Consider the following 16,009-nt stretch of genomic DNA (forward strand, 5'->3'; position numbering starts at 1 on the left):
ATCCCATTTACATCCACAACAATAATTATGCCTTTAAATTTCTGACACGTGCGATCAAAGGCGGGTGTGAATAATGCATGAAAACATAAGCAGGGTGGGGGGTTAGGTTGCTTAAGCTGTTCTTTGACAGCTTTTTAAGAGAGGTTATCAGCGGTTTGGCCGCAAAAGTATGTTTTGCGAAATCATCGGCCTGGTATTCAAATTTACGCGATAGATAATTCATGATCAGCCCGGTAATTTCGGAAATCGGACTATAAAGAATGCCAAAACCGATAAGTGCCGCATGAAAACTGGGTCTTGAAACCCCGATGGCTTTCGAAATTTCGGGGTTGTTTATGAACAGGGATAAAAGGAAAAGCGTAAACCCTGTCAACAGTATGGAGATGATAAGGTTGAATATGATATGATGGCGTTTGTAATGGCCCACTTCATGGGCCAAAACGGCCACGATTTCGTCTTCATCAAGATCGTTGATCAAGGTGTCGTATAATGTCACCCTTTTTTCTTTGCCGAAACCGGAGAAATAGGCATTGGCCTTGGTAGACCGTTTTGATCCGTCAATGACGAAAATATTCTTGATCTCAAAGCCTACCTTGTGGGCATAGGCCTCGATCTTGCTTTTAAGACTGCCTTGTTCCAAAGGTTTCTGTTTGTTGAAAAGGGGTACGATCAATCTGCTGTAAAACAAATTCATGAATAGGGTAAATACCGCCACCACGGCCCAAGCATACACCCAAAAGTAGGTGCCTGCCCACCCAAAAAACCAGATGATCAGTGCGGTAAGGCCACCTCCGATTAGGGCCATCATCAAATACCCCTTCAATTTATCCATAATGAATGTAGTCTTGGTGGTCTTGTTAAAACCGAATTTCTCCTCTATCACAAAGGTTTTATAGTAGCCAAAAGGCGTAGTGATCAAATCACTGCCGATCATGATGATCGCAAAGAATACCAAAGCGACCAGTATAGGGTTGTCCGAGACACTTCGTGCAATCGTATCCAACCATTCAAAACCACCAAAAAAGAGGAATCCCAAGGTGAGCGCCAAAGAGAAAGTCGAGGTTAAAAGTCCGAATTTATAATTCGTCATTTTGTAATCCTGGGACTTCAGGTACTCCTCAATTTCATAAACGTCCTGCAATTCATCCGGTATGGGGTCATTGTAACGTTTTGAATTCAGATAGTCCAAAATGGTTTCGATAATGAATTGGACCGTCAATATGGCGATGATACTGTAAAATAATAGGGTATGGGTCATTTTATGATTTTGATATAACTGAAATGGCAATGGGGCTGTACCTATATAGCGCGTTGTCGTTTGGCCTCAAATATAAGTATTGCCGCCGATACGGAAACGTTCATGGAATCTATTTCACCTTCCATGGGGATAATGATGTTCTGCGTGGAGGCCTCCAACCACTCTTCAGAGAGGCCGGTGGCTTCAGTGCCTACGACAATGGCGCAGGCCTCGGTAAAATCGGTTTTGATATAGCTCTCCGAAGCGGACAAGGCCGCACAGAGGATACGTATGTTCCTTTCCTTTAGGAAAGCCAAAATTTCCGACGTACTCCCAGTGCCGATATTATTGGTGAATATACACCCCACACTCGAACGTATGATATTGGGATTGTATAAATCCCCTTTCGGATTGGCAATAAGTACGGCATCTAAATCGGCGGCATCCGCAGTACGTAAAAGAGCGCCGATGTTTCCCGGTTTTTCTGGGGCTTCCGCAACTAAGATCAACGCTTTTTGGTTGGGTAAAACAAGATTTTCCAAAGCATGGTCCTTAACCTTTACAACGGCAATGACCCCTTCGGTGGAATCGCGGTAGGCCAATTTTTGATATACGGCCTCGGAAACCTCGATCAATTCAGGTTTGATTTTGGAATTGGCAATAGATCCCAAGGCTTCCTTATTCGATAGGATGCCGGGGTAATAAAGTAAGGATTTGATCTCATATCCGGCCTTAATGGCCAAGGTCAATTCCCTTTTGCCTTCCATAATGAACAATCCTTGTTTGCGCCTTTCCCGTGATTTTTCCCGAAGAAGAACGATTTGCTTGATCAGCGTATTTTGAAGACTGCTAATTTGTTTTGGTGTATCCATTGGTACAAAAATACGGCAAAGCCATAAATACAGGTCTTTATTTTGGGACGAAGTGATGCATATAATGAATGGTCAAATGATCGTTGTGGAAAAGTTTTCAGTATTATTTTGATTGATTTGGTTCTTTTTGACGACTAAAATGTTGGATGAATATAAAATTTACCATTTTGTATAGAGGGGATTGATCTTGAAAGTGTTATTTTTCGGTCACTTATCATGAAAAGGATTCAGGAACTTGGGATATGGAAATATTTTTATTTGGGATAGCTAGGGACATCGTAGGGAGTTCTTCGTTGGATTTGTCCACATCAGGGGAACAACCGGAATCGGTAGGGGAATTACTCGATGTGTTGAAAGATACGTATCCGAAATTCAATACCTTGTCCTCCTTGGCGGTTGCTGTCAATGGGGAATATGCGGCCTTGGATGAACATTTGGGGCAGGAAGACGAGATTGCAATAATTCCACCAGTAAGCGGAGGGTAATGGAGAAACCGATAATAGAAATCGTAGAAGCCATAGATACGGCCAAGGTGTATGATGAACTGTCAGATGCCAAAAGTGGGGGTATTTGCGTGTTTGTGGGAACCGTCAGGGATTTTACCCATACCGAAACCGTTATCTCGCTGGAGTTTGAGGCGTATGAGTCGATGGCTTTAAAGGAAATGGCCAAAATCGTTGAACAAGCGGCTGCGAAATGGCCATTGAACAAAGTGGTCATTCGCCATGCGGTAGGTCTTAAGAAAGTACAGGAACCCGTAGTGGTCATCGGGGTTTCAACCGCGCATAGGGATGCTTGTTTTGCAGCATGTAGGTATATGATCGATACCCTAAAGGAAACCGTACCGATATGGAAAAAGGAAATGTTCAAGGATAAATCAGTTTGGGTTTCGGCCCACCCCTAATATATGTTGGTAGACAATCACAATAGAAAAATCAATTATCTGCGTTTGGCCGTTACCGATCGCTGCAATCTCCGCTGTAATTATTGCATGCCGGAAAACGGGATAGACTTTTCCAAGAAAAACGCACTTTTCACCATTGAGGAACTCTCTCGATTGAGCGGTATTTTGGTGTCTCAGGGAATCGATAAAATACGGATAACCGGAGGGGAGCCCTTTGTGCGAAAAGATCTTATCGTATTGTTGCGCGATTTGACCAAGATGATAGGTTTAAAGGATATATCCATAACCACGAACGCTACTTTAATAGGGCCCTATTTAAAGGAACTCAATGCGTTGGGCATCAAGAACATCAATGTCAGTTTGGATGCCATCACCCGGGAAACCTTTGAGAAGATCACTAGGAGGGATGCCTACGATACGGTGTACGACAATATCTTGCGAATGATTGCCGAAGGCTTCAATGTGCGCATCAACTACATTGTATTGAAGGGACAGAACACAGGGGATATCCTGCCCATGTTGGCATTGGCCAAAAATTATAACGTTAGTGTCCGTTATTTGGAAGAAATGCCATTTAATGGGGGGTCACGGCATTTTGAAGCCAATGCGTGGGACTACAAACGTATTTTATCGCATATCAAGGAGGCCTATCCTGATTTTGAAGAAATTCCCTCGGAAGCAACATCGACCTCAATGAATTATAAAATTCCGGGCTTTAAGGGTACATTCGGGGTCATACCATCTTTTAGCAGAACATTTTGCGGAAGTTGTAATCGATTGCGAATTACGGCCACCGGGGACGTGATCACATGCCTTTATGCACAACCTTGTACCAATATCCGGGATATCTTGAGAGGGGAGTCGTCCGGGGAGAAGGTAAAGGAGCAAATATTGAAGGCCATAGGAAGTAGGGCCAAAACAGGCTTTGAGGCACAACAGCAACACCAAGGGACGTATACCAATTCAATGACCACAATCGGAGGATAAATGGATAAAAAACTTTCACATATAGATGAAGCGGGGAATGCTTCCATGGTAGATGTTTCAGGGAAAAAGGTTACCGCCCGTATGGCTGTGGCATCGGGGATGGTACGTTTTCCTAAAGAAATATATGATACCTTGAAAGCCCAAGAGTTCCTGGGCAAAAAAGGCAGCATTATCCAAACGGCCATAATCGCCGGGATACAGGGCGTAAAAAGAACCTCGGATTTGATTCCCTTATGCCATCAACTAAAGCTTTCCAAAGTAGATGTCGCCATTAAACCGGGGAAGAATGCCTTGAACATTACCTGTATGGTGAAGTGCACGGAGCGAACGGGCGTGGAAATGGAGGCTTTGACCGGGGTTTCCATAGCCGCCCTGACCATTTATGATATGTGTAAGGCCTTATCTCAGGATATCACCATTTCAAATATTCAATTATTACAAAAAACAGGAGGGAAGCATGACTTCAGTCGCTAAAATATATGGGTTGGTACTTGCTGGGGGTAAAAGCACGCGAATGGGCAAGGATAAAGGCCTTATTGCCTACCATGGAATGCCCCAACGGGAATATTTGTATCGCTTGTTGGGAAAAGTCTGTGATACTGTATTCATGAGTGTACGCAAAGATCAGGTCGGGGCAATGGATCCCAAGTTCAAGACCGTTGTCGATGAGGACATTTTCAAAGGCCCTTTTAACGGTATCTTATCCGCACACAAAGCATATCCTGAGGTAGCTTGGTTGGTCTTGGCATGCGACTTGCCCTTATTTGATGAAAAGGCGTTGCGGGATCTTATCGGGCAGCGTAAACCCACTTCCATAGCCACCTCCTACGCCTTAAGGGAAAATCCACTTCCAGAACCGTTGTGTGCCATTTGGGAGCCGAACGGACTCAGTGCGGCTGTCTCCTATATGTCGGAAGGTCTAAATGGATCTTGTCCGCGTAAGTTCCTGATCAATAACGATACCCATTTGGTATATCCGGAAAACGAAAACGTATTGATGAATGCCAATTCGGAATCGGAATATGAAGAGGCATTGGCAAAATTAACTTAGACATGCAAGGGGAACGCTATTCCAGACAATTACAGCTTAAGGATTTTGGCCCAGAGGCCCAAGCGAAATTAACAAAAGCCAAGGTATTGGTCGTTGGTGCCGGAGGATTGGGTGTTCCCGTACTTACCTATTTGAATGCCATGGGTGTCGGTACTTTAGGTATTGTCGAGGAAGATATTGTTTCCATAACCAATTTACATCGGCAGGTATTGTATGATCGGGATGAGGTAGGGCATGCCAAATTGGATATAGCCATCGGGAAATTAAAAAAACAAAATCCGGATACGGAATTGATCCCCTATTACGATTTTTTGACTTTGGACAATGCCTTGACCATTATCAAGGGGTATGACCTGGTTATCGATGCCACCGATAATTTTCCGACGCGCTATCTGATCAATGACGCCTGTGTCCTATTGAAAAAGCCTTTTGTTTATGGGGCCCTACACGGTTTTGAGGGCCAGGTAAGCGTATTCAATCACAATAACGGGCCTACCTATCGCTGCCTTTTTCCAAATATGCCCTCAGCCACTGAAGTGCCCAATTGTAATGAACATGGGGTGCTCGGCGTAATTCCGGCAATAGTCGGAAACCTTCAGGCGCTTGAGGCCGTTAAAGTAGTAACGGGGGTGGGGGAAGTATTGTCCGGAAAATTATTGTTGTTCAATGGCCTTGATCAAACGTTCCGAAAAATAAAATTCAAAGCAATTCCTGCGAATTTGAGGATAACGGCGCTGCAAGAAGCCTACGGATTCGCATGTGGTTTTGATGAAGACAGCATTGAAACGGCTGATTTTGAGAAATTGTTGGACGATGATATACAGATCATTGATGTGCGTACGGTCGAAGAGTATGGGGAATTCCATTTGGCGAATTCCATCAATCTTCCTTTGGAACGTATTGAGGATTGGAAAAACACCATTGATTATGATCGGCCGGTGTATGTTCTGTGCCATAGTGGATCCCGAAGTCTTGAGGCCCAATCAATACTTAAAGCGTATAGGAATGGATCGAACATCATTAATATAAACGGAGGGATCGAGCAATTGAAAAGGTATGCAATTAAGTATTGAGGGATTGATTCTCTTATGTTTGGGTTTTTTCGTGGTATCTACCTTATATTCCTCTGTAGGTTTCGGGGGCGGTTCCAGTTATTTGGCTTTGTTGACCCTTGTGTTCGTCAATTTTTTTGCCATTCGGTCTATTGCATTGGTCTGCAATTTGGTCGTGGTTTCTGGAAGTACGTTCCTTTACTTGAAACACGGACATACCCGGTTAAAGGACTTTTTGCCTTTCGTGATCACCAGTATTCCCATGGCATTCATAGGGGCTTCTTTCCGATTGAAGGAAGAGGTGTTTTTTATCATTCTCGGAGTGGCTTTGGTCATCTCATCCGTTTCATTGCTCTGGCAGACTTCAGGGTTTCGATGGAATGAACCCACGAAAGTTTATCCGAAATATTTCAGCTATTTGATCGGGGGAGCCATTGGAATGTTGTCAGGATTGGTGGGCATTGGTGGAGGTATTTTTTTGGCCCCGATCCTGAATCACATCAATTGGGACAAATCCGTCAAAATTGCCGCCTTGGCAAGCTTTTTTATCTTGGTGAATTCCATTTCGGGATTAATAGGGTTGATGGTGTCAGGGACCATTGAACTTCCATGGATGGAAACCTTGGCATTGGGGGCCACGGTATTGATTGGCGGACAATTGGGTGTAAGGCTAAGCCTTAGCAGATTGTCCGCCAATGGTATTAAAAGAATAACCGCAATATTGGTGTTGATCGTTGGCTTGCGGGTATTTTTGGTCAATGGCCTGGGGTGGTTTTAAATGGGTAGCCCGTTATTCGGGCATTTCATAATTGTCAACCACGAAATCAATATCCTTATCGCCTCTACCGCTTAAATTCACCAAAATGGATTCCCTTGGTTTTTCCTGTGCCAGTTTAAAGGCATAGGCAACGGCATGGGCACTTTCCAGTGCGGGTATAATGCCTTCCATTCGACTCAATTCAAAAAAGGCATCGATGGTTTCCTTGTCGGAAACGACATCGTAACTTACTTTCTTTAGGTCTTTGAGCATACTGTGTTCAGGACCTACCCCTGGATAATCCAAACCACTGGCTACGGAATAAACGGGACTGGGTTCCCCATCTTCATCCTGTAGGGTGTAGCATTTGAAACCGTGGATAATTCCTGGTTTCCCCAAAGTCATTGTTGCGGCGTGTTCCCCGTGTTCCAAGGAACGACCTCCTGGTTCTATCCCATAAAGACTACATTCGCTATCCTCTAAAAAGGCGGAAAAAATACCCATGGCATTACTACCGCCCCCAACGCAAGCCACGATGTTATCCGGTAATTCCCCGGTCATATCAAAAAACTGTTCTTTGGCCTCAATACCGACGACACGCTGAAAATCGCGCACCATCATGGGAAAAGGATGTGGTCCTACCACAGATCCAATACAATAGATGGTATTGATAGGGTCTTTCATATAGGCTTCAAAAGCGGAGTCAACGGCCTCTTTTAAAGTTTTCAATCCGTGGGAGACCGGTACGACCTTCGCACCAAGGATTCGCATTCGTACTACATTGGGATGTTCCTTTGCCATGTCTACTTCCCCCATATGGATTTCACATTCCAGCCCAAAGTAAGCTGCGGCCGTTGCCAAGGCGACCCCATGTTGCCCGGCGCCCGTTTCGGCGATCAATTTCTTTTTGCCTAAATGCTTGGCCAAAAGGGCCTCTCCCATGCAATGGTTCAATTTATGGGCTCCCGTATGGTTTAGATCTTCCCTTTTGAGGTAAATCCTTCCCCCATATTTTTCCGAAAGCCGGTTACAGTAATATACAGGGGTAGGACGTCCCTGATAGTGTTTGCGAATACTTCGGAGTTCCGAGATAAAACTGTGGGATTTACTGATGGCGTAATAGGCATCGGTTATCTTTTTCATTTCTTCTTCTAACATAGGGGGAATGAAAGCCCCGCCATACTCCTTGAAAAATCCTTCGTTATTCGGATACGTCTTAAAATAATTCTCGGTCATAATCTGATTTATTATATCAATTTAATTGGGTTAAAATGGTTTCATAAAATTACGGAATTTGATGTTGATGAACCCCGTTCATGGACAGCCTTTTTTTATTGGGCCTAAATTGTGAATGGCGTTTTTGGTACGGATGCATTTCTTATTTCTATCTTTGGGTATAAGTGCTTAAAACAGTAATTGGGATGATTGAATTTAATGAGGCTTATGCCAAAGTGTTGGAACATTCTTTGGAATTGGGGTCCGAGGTCGTTGCGTTGAGGGAAAGCGTTGGAAGGATCTTATCCGAGGATATCCTGGCGGATCGCGATTTCCCTCCTTTCGATCGGGTTACCAAGGACGGGATCGCCATAAATTCACAGGCGCTTGAAGCGGGTATCGGTACTTTTGGAATAGAAGCCCTTGCCAGTGCGGGAATGCCCCAACAAAAATTAAAGAACACCCATAATTGTATTGAGGTTATGACTGGTGCCGTGGTGCCCCAAAATACCGATACCGTGGTCATGTACGAACATATAAAAATCAAGGATGGCCATGCGACTTTAACGAAAGAGGTAAAAAAGGGACAAGAGATACATTATAAAGGGAGTGATGTGGTCTCAGGTACGGTACTCTTGCATGAAAATTCACGTATAGGTCCTGCTGAAATCGGGGTTTTGGCCACTGTTGGTAAATCGGAGCTTAAGGTGAAAAGACTTCCGAAGGTGATGATGCTCTCCACTGGGAATGAACTGGTAGAGGTTTCGGAGAAGCCTAAGCCCCATCAAATTCGAAAGTCGAATGTACTTTCCCTATATGCGGCCTTACGGCAAGAAGGAATACCTACGGCATCGATGCATCTTAAGGACGATAGGTCGCTTATTAAAGAAGAACTTACCCGTATTTTGGAAATGTATGATGTGTTATTGTTGAGTGGGGGAGTGTCTATGGGAAAGTTCGATTTTATTCCCGGGGTACTTGAAGATCTTCAGGTTGAAAAGGTGTTTCATAGGGTCGCCCAAAAACCGGGGAAGCCTTTTTGGTTTGGGAAACAAACGGCCCTGAATACCGTTGTCTTTTCATTTCCAGGTAATCCGGTTTCCACTTTCGCCAATTATCATCTGTACTTTTTACCTTGGTTATACCGCAGTTTGGGTATCGAAATCAAAAAAGGGGAAGTAGTTTTGGGCGCCTCCATTACGGTAAAACCTCCGTTGACCCGTTTTATGCAGGTGAAAATCGAAAACAGGAAAGGGTGTCTTTGGGCATTCCCCGTTCGTGAGAACGGATCGGGCGATTTGACCAGTTTGGTCCATTCTGACGGATTCGTTTGTTTGCCTCCAAGGGAAGAGCCCTATGGGAAAGGGGAGGTGGTGACTTTTGTCGGTACCCGATAGTACCCGGTCGATTCGGAGGTAAAAAACACATCCTATAAAATCGGATGGTCAAAAAAGTCAATGGGACAGTACCTGTTGTAGATCCACATTCCTATCAAAGACTTTTTTTGCATATGGGCAGCGAGGTACGACCTTTAAATTGTTGTTCTTGGCAAATTCCACGGCTTTAATCACCAGTTGTTTCCCAAAACCTTTACCGCTGAATTCAGGGTCTACACTCGTATGGTCTATGATGAATTTTGTTTCTCCTGACCAAGTATAGGTGATTTCCCCGGCCAATACCTCATTTTCATACATGATAAAACGTCCTTTTTCCTTATTGTCTTCCTGTTCGAATCGTACCATCGGTTTATGTGGTCATTAGGGTTTGTATGTATGGGTTTCCTGATTTTCAGTGCCTTTATATGGAATAAAAGTGGAAAAAACCAGTAGTGCTGCTATAAGGCAGCTCCCTTTTAATTGCGTCTTAAAGTTAAGAATGTTCTTGGATATTAAAGACCGATTTCCTTTATGGTGAATGGTTGGGATAAAAAAAGCCTGATGTAAGGAACATCAGGCTTTTGCTGTTTTACGAATGCATCAATTGTTCATTGATGTTTTTCGACCATTGACGCATCGCGATAAGTTCACCATTGGGCTGATAGTTAATATCCGCGTTAAAAAATTCCCATTTGATTTCGGGTTCGTTTTTTACAATTGGGGTAAAACCTAATTCAAGTCTATCGATTATGGTATGGGTTCCGTTTTTATTCCCATTTTTAGTGCGGATCGTCCGCCCAGAATTGATGATCTCACAGTTTTTGATTTTAGAGAGGTCAACGAATTGTTTTTCTTCCGAATCTTTTAAACGTCTAGCGAAGAATAGGGCATTATGTTCCTTATCCATCCCTATGGCGAAATCGCCAAAAACCTCATGTTGGGTTATCTGGCAATTATGCTGGGAAGCATTGTTATGAAGGGAGTTTAATAATTGTTTAGCTTTTTTATTTCTGCTTTTCCCCATGATTATAAAGGGGATGGTGCATATCACTATTATTAAAGCACCAATGAGGGTGCTTCCTAAATCCATGTTCATTTTTAAGTATTTAAATTTAATAAAAGGGTAATTGGGCCTATGGTATAGCAAGGCCTAACGATTTAATATCCGTCATTAAGAATTATTTGACAGCTTAAAAATGAATCACCAAAAATAATGGAAGGGAAAGATAATATCCGTTGTCCGCAGTTGAATCGGCGCGTTTCCAAAAAAGAAGGTATACTGCTTGAATACCGCTCTTAAAAGGTGCTCGGTCCCTTGGGCGGATGCCCATAGTTTAACCAAGGGATTTTCAAAATTCCGGGACGGGGAGTTATTTTGGCTATCGAACGTACTTTCATAAAATGAAAAGTGGTTGTACAGGTTGTTCAGAACAACAGGACGGTTTTGGTCGACGTTCGTAGCGTGGTCAACAAGGGGGGCATGATCTGTATGAACAGGGTAATCCGTAATGGCACCTACTGCCAAGCAGTAAATGGCCATTAATAGGGTTGCGCCAAAAATACGGACCTGATGTATCATAGGGTCAAAGGTAAAGCAATTACAATTTTAAAATAAAAAGAATAACAAAACTTTATTTTATGTCAATTCGATGTGTAAGGTGTTGTAGACCTCTTTGATGATTTCGGGCCGTTCTGCCAAAACGATCAAATAGTCTTGGGGTTCTATGGTCGTTGAACCGTTAGGGGTTATGTAACTTTCATCCCTTTTTATCATTGCGATGATGGCATTTTTGGGAAATCCAAGCTCTACGATCTTTTTGCTTACCGCAAAGCTATTGGGAGGGATGAATATTTCCTTCATTTCGGTTTTCGGATTTTCCGCAAGTAATAAATCGGTAGGGGAGGGTTTCTTGGTTTCTCCAGGCATGGCTACTTTTAACCATTTCGCCACTACCGAAAGTGATGTGCCTTGGATCAAAATGGAAGTCACGGAAATGAAAAATACGATATTGAAAATCATATTGGCCTTATCGATACCCGCCAAAAGGGGATAGGTGGCAAATACGATCGGTGCGGCGCCCCTTAAGCCTACCCAAGAAATATAGAACCGTCTTTTAAGTTTCATCCTAAAAGGTAGGAGACTGATGAACACCCCTATCGGGCGCGCTATGACAATGAGGAACACCGAGATAAGCAAGCCTATGCCCATAATGGGAAGAATACGCGATGGGAATACGAGTAAGCCCAAAGTAAGGAACAAAACGATCTGCATCAACCAGGCCAAACCATCGTACATTTTTAGAATGGTTTTTTTATGGATCAATTCTTGATTGCCCAAGTAAACGGCGCAAATATATATGGCCAGGAATCCATTGCCACCTATAAAGTCGGTAGCCGAAAAGGTAATGAACATCAATGCAATGACGAGGACAGGGTACAATCCTTCAAAATCGAGTTTTATTTTATTGATGATATATTTACTGAGTCGGCCAAAAGCCAAACCGGCAATTCCACCAATAACCATTTGTTGTACAAATAAAGGGATGATCGAGGTTACGCCTTGATCTTGGTTGATGACCAAAGACAAGAAAGCAAGGGTCAATACATAGGCCATGGGGTCGTTACTACCGCTTTCCAATTCCAATGTGGGCCTAAGGTTCGTCCGTAGGGCAAGGTTTTTCGATCGCAGTATGGAAAATACAGCGGCCGCATCCGTTGAAGAAACAATAGATCCCAATAGCATACTCTCATAAATGGTCAACTCCGTAAAGGACCACACAAAAACCCCCAGGGTAACGGCGGTCAATAATACCCCTAAGGTCGATAAGGCAATCCCCTCCCATAAAATAGGTTTTATGGCTGGCCAGCTGGTATCGAGCCCCCCCGAGAACAATATAAAATTCAAGGATACGATACCGATGAATTGGGCGATTTTGGGGTTGTCGAATTGAATGCCACCTATGCCATCCGATCCGGCCAACATACCTATGGCCAAGAAGAGCAGTAAGGTCGGCACACCGAATTTATAGGTGGTCTTACCGGCTATGATACTGATGAGCAGTAATATCGAACCGACCAATAAGATGTTTTCAATGGTTATATTCATCCTTTTTACTTCAATTTTCGTGAATTTATAAAGGTACGGTTTTGTTTGATTTTTGAAAGGCGTTAATTCACACGTAAGCCTTAAAAAAAACATACCGATATAACGTTATCGAATAGGGCCGATAATCACGAATTTTTAGATTTGGCTTGGAATGAAGTTCAAAGCATGGCCTGCATTATTTTTTTAACATCCGGATTTTTATAGATTTCCTGCACCATTTCGGCATATAAAGAGGCAAACTGCCCGTTTTCGGAAAGATGCCCAAAAAGGGATTCCTGCTTAATGAAAGCCAAGGGGTCGGTCTGGGTCTTCTTGGCGGATTCATGGAGCTCGTCGGCCATGGCATCGATGATTTCCAACGGTTGTCCGTTTTTGTCGATTCCTTTATCGCTATAATAACACCAAGCGGCAATGACCAAGGTGGCAAATTGTATGCTACCCTTTTTGGTCAAGTTTTCTGCCAAGGTCGCAATCAAGAATTTCGGCAGTTTGGCAGAGGTTTCGGAACAAATACGACTAACGCTATCTTTGATATTGGGATTGGCGAAACGCTCTTGAAGGCTGTCTTTGTAGTTATCGAGGTCAATGCCTTTCACTTCATCCAATGTCGGGGTGGCTTCTACGTCCATAAACCTTCTTAAATACCTGGCGAATGTCTTGTCTTCTATACAGGCATTGATGGTTTTGTATCCATGGATGGCACCCAATAATCCCAATACGGAATGACCGGCATTGAGTAAACGGAGTTTCATTTTTTCATAGGGTTTTACATCGGGTACGAATTGTGCCCCTACCTTTTCATATTCCGGTCTCCCATTGGAAAAATTATCTTCAACCACCCATTGTAAAAAGGGTTCACAGGTAACGGGCCATTCATCTTTTATACCATGGTTGGTGCCCAAATAATCCATATCGGATTGGGAGGTCACGGGGGTTATACGGTCTACCATGCTATTTGGAAAACAAACTTCTTTTTCAATCCACGCTGCCAATCCAGGGTCCTGTTTCTTCGCGAACGTAAGCAGCATATTCCGGGCAACATCCCCATTGTGTTCGATGTTGTCACAAGACATAACGGTGAATGCGGGCAAGCCTTCATCCCGACGTTTTTTAAGTGCAGCCGTTAGATAACCGTAAACCGTTTTCGGGCGGTCTGGATGGGATAATTCATGCTGTATATCCGGATTTTCGAAATTGAACTCACCTGTGGCGGGATTAAAATTATATCCACCTTCGGTAATGGTGAGCGAGACGATTTTAGTATCGGGATGTGCCATACGTCCAATTATCGGGTTTGGGTCGTCTACCCCTAGCAAGAAGTCGACCAAAGACCCTATGATCTGTGGTTTTACCGTGCCATCCGGGTATTTCACCATTAGTGTATAGAGTCCATCCTGCTTTTTTAGTACATCATGTATTTTTCGGTCTGCTTCCCGAATACCGATGCCACAGATTCCCCAATTTCGTGCGGTATCATTGTATTTTTCCAGGAGTTTATGGGTGTAGAGTGCTTGGTGGGCCCTATGGAACCCACCGACCCCGATATGTACTATTCCTATCTTTAGTCCATCCCTTTTATAGGTGGGGCAGGGAATGCGTTCAGCGATCTTTGTTAAATTCCCCTGCTTGAGTTGAAGGTTGTTTTCCATAATGATTAATTGATGTTTTTTTGTTTCTTGCGTAATAGTGCCCCATATGCGGTGATAAAATAGAGTAGCGTACAGATGAATCCATAGGTGTAAAAAATTTCCCGGTTTTCTATGTATGCTTTTTCATCGGAACTGCCGAACATGGTAATACCGGCCAAAACCAAGGTGATGACCAAAGCTAGGATAGCCACGTTTTTCAAAACCTTTGATACTACCGATCCGTCCTTTATGGTCTCGGGTTCCCGGGCCGCTTGGTGCTCTTGGAACCTTGCTATTTTTTCATTGCGCAATTTTTCCTTTTCTTCAGCTTCGGGGTATTTGTTCTTGGCGCCATAGCGGGAGGCCAAAAAGGTATAGACCATAATCGTAAAAATCCAAGTAGGGATAAAGAGGTAAAAGAACGACATGACATTCAGGGCGTTAAGTCCAAACCCGAACAGCAAGCCAAGACCCCAAGAGGCTATGGCGGGCGTACTGAATTTAAGGTCACGGTAAGACGACCAATAACGGGTGAATCCTATTTTCGGAAAAATCTGATGCTCGGCGAATACAATGCCCCCTACGGGAACGACCAGGAGTCCGGCATAGGTGAGCAGGGGAAGTATTTGTGAAAATACAAAAGGGAAACAGGCCACACCTACCGTGACCATTCCTACCGTAAGGGTGGTTTTTTTGCGGGAATGTCTATGGAATATGGCTTGTGCCGCCAATCCTGCCCTATAGAGATTGGTAATGGCAGTGGTCCATCCGGCCACGATAACGATAACGAAACCTGACCATCCCAGGGCATAATAAGCCACATCCCCCGGGTCGAGTTCCACAATGGTCTTTCCTAAAATAACCGCAGCCCCCGCACCCATGATACCTGCCGCGATCCAGGCTACATAATGACCGAACATCATGCCCGTACTTGTAGCTAGTCCATAGATTTTCTTTTTGGCGAATCGTAATAGTGCCATATCGATCAAACCAAAATGCGTAATCGTATTTGCGGCCCAAGCGAAACCGATGACCTCGACCAGACCAATGCCAGGTTGACCGTTACTGTTAATCCCGGTCCATATGGATTGATTCCCGATGGCTATAAAATCATTCCAGTCAGAAGGTAGGGTCTTACCCAGAACATCCAATGATAATGCGGGTAAAAGCACCAATGCCCCACTGGTAAACATAACAAACAGCCAAGGAGCGCAGATGCCCGAAAATTCGGAAACCGCATTAAAACCATATATGGCTATTGATACCACCACGATCCCCACACCAAAAACAATCAGGATAAACCATAAATTGGTCGGGTACCAATTGAGTTGGGCCGGAATGTCAAAGGCAAAACGCACAGCCGTCGCCGACACGGTGACCATTGCAGCGGATATGACCGTAAAAATGATGACATTGGCCCAATTGTACAGTTTTGTCATCGAATCCCCGGCCACCTTATTAAGGTAGGTGTATAAACTTAACCGGGTGTCGACTGCAATCGGAGAGGTAATGAGCGTCCAACTGAGTACGGCGAGGATATTCCCTATCAATAACCCCAAAAGGATGTCATTTGTCTTTGCTCCCAGGGCCACAAAGGTCGCCCCTATGACAAACTCCGTTGCCGCAACATGCTCTGCGGCATAGAGGCCTGCAAAATGGGTCCAATCATGCAATTTATTCTTAGGAACCGGCAGTTGTTCCGTGGCTAGGTTCTCCAACTGTTGAAAATCTTCGGTTTTATCCATAAGTGTTGTCTTGCTTAGGGATTCCTGTTCCCTAAAAATTCATTGAACGGAGTTTATATCTTAAAAAATGGGTTTACCC

17 protein-coding genes are annotated in these 16,009 nt (G+C 43.8%); 8 read left to right on the plus strand and 9 right to left on the minus strand.

Annotated features, from left to right (window positions below):
* Positions 1 to 25: 25 nt before the first annotated feature.
* Positions 26 to 1,258 (minus strand): M48 family metallopeptidase, encoded by a 1,233-nt coding sequence (locus PHU20_RS18285; RefSeq protein WP_274826858.1) that lies wholly within the window; start codon positions 1,256 to 1,258, stop codon positions 26 to 28.
* A 41-nt stretch (positions 1,259 to 1,299) separates the two neighbouring features.
* Positions 1,300 to 2,109 (minus strand): TrmH family RNA methyltransferase, encoded by an 810-nt coding sequence (locus PHU20_RS18290; protein ID WP_274826859.1) that lies wholly within the window; start codon positions 2,107 to 2,109, stop codon positions 1,300 to 1,302.
* 242 nt (positions 2,110 to 2,351) lie between these two features.
* Between PHU20_RS18290 and PHU20_RS18295 the strand changes: the two genes are divergently transcribed.
* The 7 genes from PHU20_RS18295 to PHU20_RS18325 are packed head-to-tail and all read left to right on the plus strand — an operon-like array spanning position 2,352 to position 6,881.
* Entirely contained in the window at positions 2,352 to 2,594 is a 243-nt protein-coding gene (locus PHU20_RS18295; RefSeq protein WP_274826860.1) for a MoaD/ThiS family protein, read from the plus strand.
* Complete coding sequence (locus PHU20_RS18300; RefSeq protein ID WP_274826861.1) at positions 2,594 to 3,013, plus strand: molybdenum cofactor biosynthesis protein MoaE; 420 nt, start codon at positions 2,594 to 2,596, stop codon at positions 3,011 to 3,013. Before PHU20_RS18295 ends, PHU20_RS18300 begins: the two co-directional genes overlap by 1 nt.
* Positions 3,014 to 3,016: 3 nt before the next feature.
* Positions 3,017 to 4,000, plus strand: coding sequence for a GTP 3',8-cyclase MoaA (gene moaA, locus PHU20_RS18305; protein ID WP_274826862.1), 984 nt, complete (start codon positions 3,017 to 3,019; stop codon positions 3,998 to 4,000).
* Positions 4,001 to 4,474 (plus strand): cyclic pyranopterin monophosphate synthase MoaC, encoded by a 474-nt coding sequence (gene moaC / locus PHU20_RS18310; RefSeq protein WP_274826863.1) that lies wholly within the window; start codon positions 4,001 to 4,003, stop codon positions 4,472 to 4,474.
* Positions 4,458 to 5,051 carry a molybdenum cofactor guanylyltransferase gene (mobA, locus tag PHU20_RS18315; protein ID WP_274826864.1) on the plus strand — a complete coding sequence of 198 codons (594 nt, stop codon included), beginning with the start codon at positions 4,458 to 4,460 and terminating at the stop codon, positions 5,049 to 5,051. Before moaC ends, mobA begins: the two co-directional genes overlap by 17 nt.
* A 2-nt stretch (positions 5,052 to 5,053) precedes the next feature.
* The gene (locus PHU20_RS18320; protein ID WP_274826865.1) at positions 5,054 to 6,124 is read left to right on the plus strand and encodes a HesA/MoeB/ThiF family protein; all 1,071 of its coding nucleotides are present in this window, start codon (positions 5,054 to 5,056) and stop codon (positions 6,122 to 6,124) included.
* Positions 6,108 to 6,881 (plus strand): sulfite exporter TauE/SafE family protein, encoded by a 774-nt coding sequence (locus PHU20_RS18325; protein WP_274826866.1) that lies wholly within the window; start codon positions 6,108 to 6,110, stop codon positions 6,879 to 6,881. The genes PHU20_RS18320 and PHU20_RS18325 overlap by 17 nt, the downstream gene beginning before the upstream one ends.
* 12 nt (positions 6,882 to 6,893) lie before the next feature.
* Here the strand turns inward: PHU20_RS18325 and trpB are convergent, their stop codons facing one another.
* Positions 6,894 to 8,096 carry a tryptophan synthase subunit beta gene (gene trpB, locus PHU20_RS18330; RefSeq protein ID WP_274826867.1) on the minus strand — a complete coding sequence of 401 codons (1,203 nt, stop codon included), beginning with the start codon at positions 8,094 to 8,096 and terminating at the stop codon, positions 6,894 to 6,896.
* Between the two features lie 185 nt (positions 8,097 to 8,281).
* Between trpB and PHU20_RS18335 the strand changes: the two genes are divergently transcribed.
* Positions 8,282 to 9,472: a molybdopterin molybdotransferase MoeA gene (locus tag PHU20_RS18335; RefSeq protein ID WP_274826868.1), complete on the plus strand. Its 1,191-nt coding sequence runs from the start codon at positions 8,282 to 8,284 to the stop codon at positions 9,470 to 9,472.
* Between the two features lie 57 nt (positions 9,473 to 9,529).
* Here PHU20_RS18335 and PHU20_RS18340 read toward each other — a convergent pair whose 3' ends face one another.
* From PHU20_RS18340 to PHU20_RS18365, 6 genes are all read right to left on the minus strand, one after another.
* Entirely contained in the window at positions 9,530 to 9,817 is a 288-nt protein-coding gene (locus PHU20_RS18340) for a GNAT family N-acetyltransferase (RefSeq protein ID WP_274826869.1), read from the minus strand.
* Positions 9,818 to 10,040: 223 nt separating this feature from the next.
* Positions 10,041 to 10,547, minus strand: a complete 507-nt coding sequence (locus PHU20_RS18345; protein WP_274826870.1) for a hypothetical protein — start codon at positions 10,545 to 10,547, stop codon at positions 10,041 to 10,043.
* Between the two features lie 105 nt (positions 10,548 to 10,652).
* Positions 10,653 to 11,030: a hypothetical protein gene (locus tag PHU20_RS18350; protein WP_274826871.1), complete on the minus strand. Its 378-nt coding sequence runs from the start codon at positions 11,028 to 11,030 to the stop codon at positions 10,653 to 10,655.
* A gap of 57 nt (positions 11,031 to 11,087) precedes the next feature.
* Positions 11,088 to 12,557: a potassium/proton antiporter gene (locus tag PHU20_RS18355; RefSeq protein WP_274826872.1), complete on the minus strand. Its 1,470-nt coding sequence runs from the start codon at positions 12,555 to 12,557 to the stop codon at positions 11,088 to 11,090.
* Positions 12,558 to 12,715: 158 nt separating this feature from the next.
* Positions 12,716 to 14,206: a mannitol dehydrogenase family protein gene (locus PHU20_RS18360; protein ID WP_274826873.1), complete on the minus strand. Its 1,491-nt coding sequence runs from the start codon at positions 14,204 to 14,206 to the stop codon at positions 12,716 to 12,718.
* Between the two features lie 5 nt (positions 14,207 to 14,211).
* Positions 14,212 to 15,930 (minus strand): purine-cytosine permease family protein, encoded by a 1,719-nt coding sequence (locus PHU20_RS18365; RefSeq protein WP_274826874.1) that lies wholly within the window; start codon positions 15,928 to 15,930, stop codon positions 14,212 to 14,214.
* Between the last annotated feature and the right edge of the window lie 79 nt (positions 15,931 to 16,009).

The organism is Maribacter polysaccharolyticus, assembly GCF_028882255.1.
In the GTDB taxonomy this organism is placed as follows: Bacteria; Bacteroidota; Bacteroidia; order Flavobacteriales; family Flavobacteriaceae; genus Maribacter_A; species Maribacter_A polysaccharolyticus.

Excerpts from the sequence above, each read along its gene's own strand:
- PHU20_RS18295 (WP_274826860.1), top strand. The coding sequence starts at position 2,352 with ATGGAAATATTTTTATTTGGGATAGCTAGGGACATCGTAGGGAGTTCT.
- mobA (WP_274826864.1), top strand. The coding sequence starts at position 4,458 with ATGACTTCAGTCGCTAAAATATATGGGTTGGTACTTGCTGGGGGTAAA.
- PHU20_RS18320 (WP_274826865.1), top strand. The coding sequence starts at position 5,054 with ATGCAAGGGGAACGCTATTCCAGACAATTACAGCTTAAGGATTTTGGC.
- trpB (WP_274826867.1), bottom strand. The coding sequence starts at position 8,096 with ATGACCGAGAATTATTTTAAGACGTATCCGAATAACGAAGGATTTTTC.
- PHU20_RS18345 (WP_274826870.1), bottom strand. The coding sequence starts at position 10,547 with ATGAACATGGATTTAGGAAGCACCCTCATTGGTGCTTTAATAATAGTG.
- PHU20_RS18355 (WP_274826872.1), bottom strand. The coding sequence starts at position 12,557 with ATGAATATAACCATTGAAAACATCTTATTGGTCGGTTCGATATTACTG.
- moaA (WP_274826862.1), top strand. The coding sequence starts at position 3,017 with ATGTTGGTAGACAATCACAATAGAAAAATCAATTATCTGCGTTTGGCC.
- PHU20_RS18325 (WP_274826866.1), top strand. The coding sequence starts at position 6,108 with ATGCAATTAAGTATTGAGGGATTGATTCTCTTATGTTTGGGTTTTTTC.
- PHU20_RS18335 (WP_274826868.1), top strand. The coding sequence starts at position 8,282 with ATGATTGAATTTAATGAGGCTTATGCCAAAGTGTTGGAACATTCTTTG.
- PHU20_RS18290 (WP_274826859.1), bottom strand. The coding sequence starts at position 2,109 with ATGGATACACCAAAACAAATTAGCAGTCTTCAAAATACGCTGATCAAG.
- PHU20_RS18350 (WP_274826871.1), bottom strand. The coding sequence starts at position 11,030 with ATGATACATCAGGTCCGTATTTTTGGCGCAACCCTATTAATGGCCATT.
- PHU20_RS18300 (WP_274826861.1), top strand. The coding sequence starts at position 2,594 with ATGGAGAAACCGATAATAGAAATCGTAGAAGCCATAGATACGGCCAAG.
- PHU20_RS18365 (WP_274826874.1), bottom strand. The coding sequence starts at position 15,930 with ATGGATAAAACCGAAGATTTTCAACAGTTGGAGAACCTAGCCACGGAA.
- PHU20_RS18360 (WP_274826873.1), bottom strand. The coding sequence starts at position 14,206 with ATGGAAAACAACCTTCAACTCAAGCAGGGGAATTTAACAAAGATCGCT.
- PHU20_RS18340 (WP_274826869.1), bottom strand. The coding sequence starts at position 9,817 with ATGGTACGATTCGAACAGGAAGACAATAAGGAAAAAGGACGTTTTATC.
- moaC (WP_274826863.1), top strand. The coding sequence starts at position 4,001 with ATGGATAAAAAACTTTCACATATAGATGAAGCGGGGAATGCTTCCATG.
- PHU20_RS18285 (WP_274826858.1), bottom strand. The coding sequence starts at position 1,258 with ATGACCCATACCCTATTATTTTACAGTATCATCGCCATATTGACGGTC.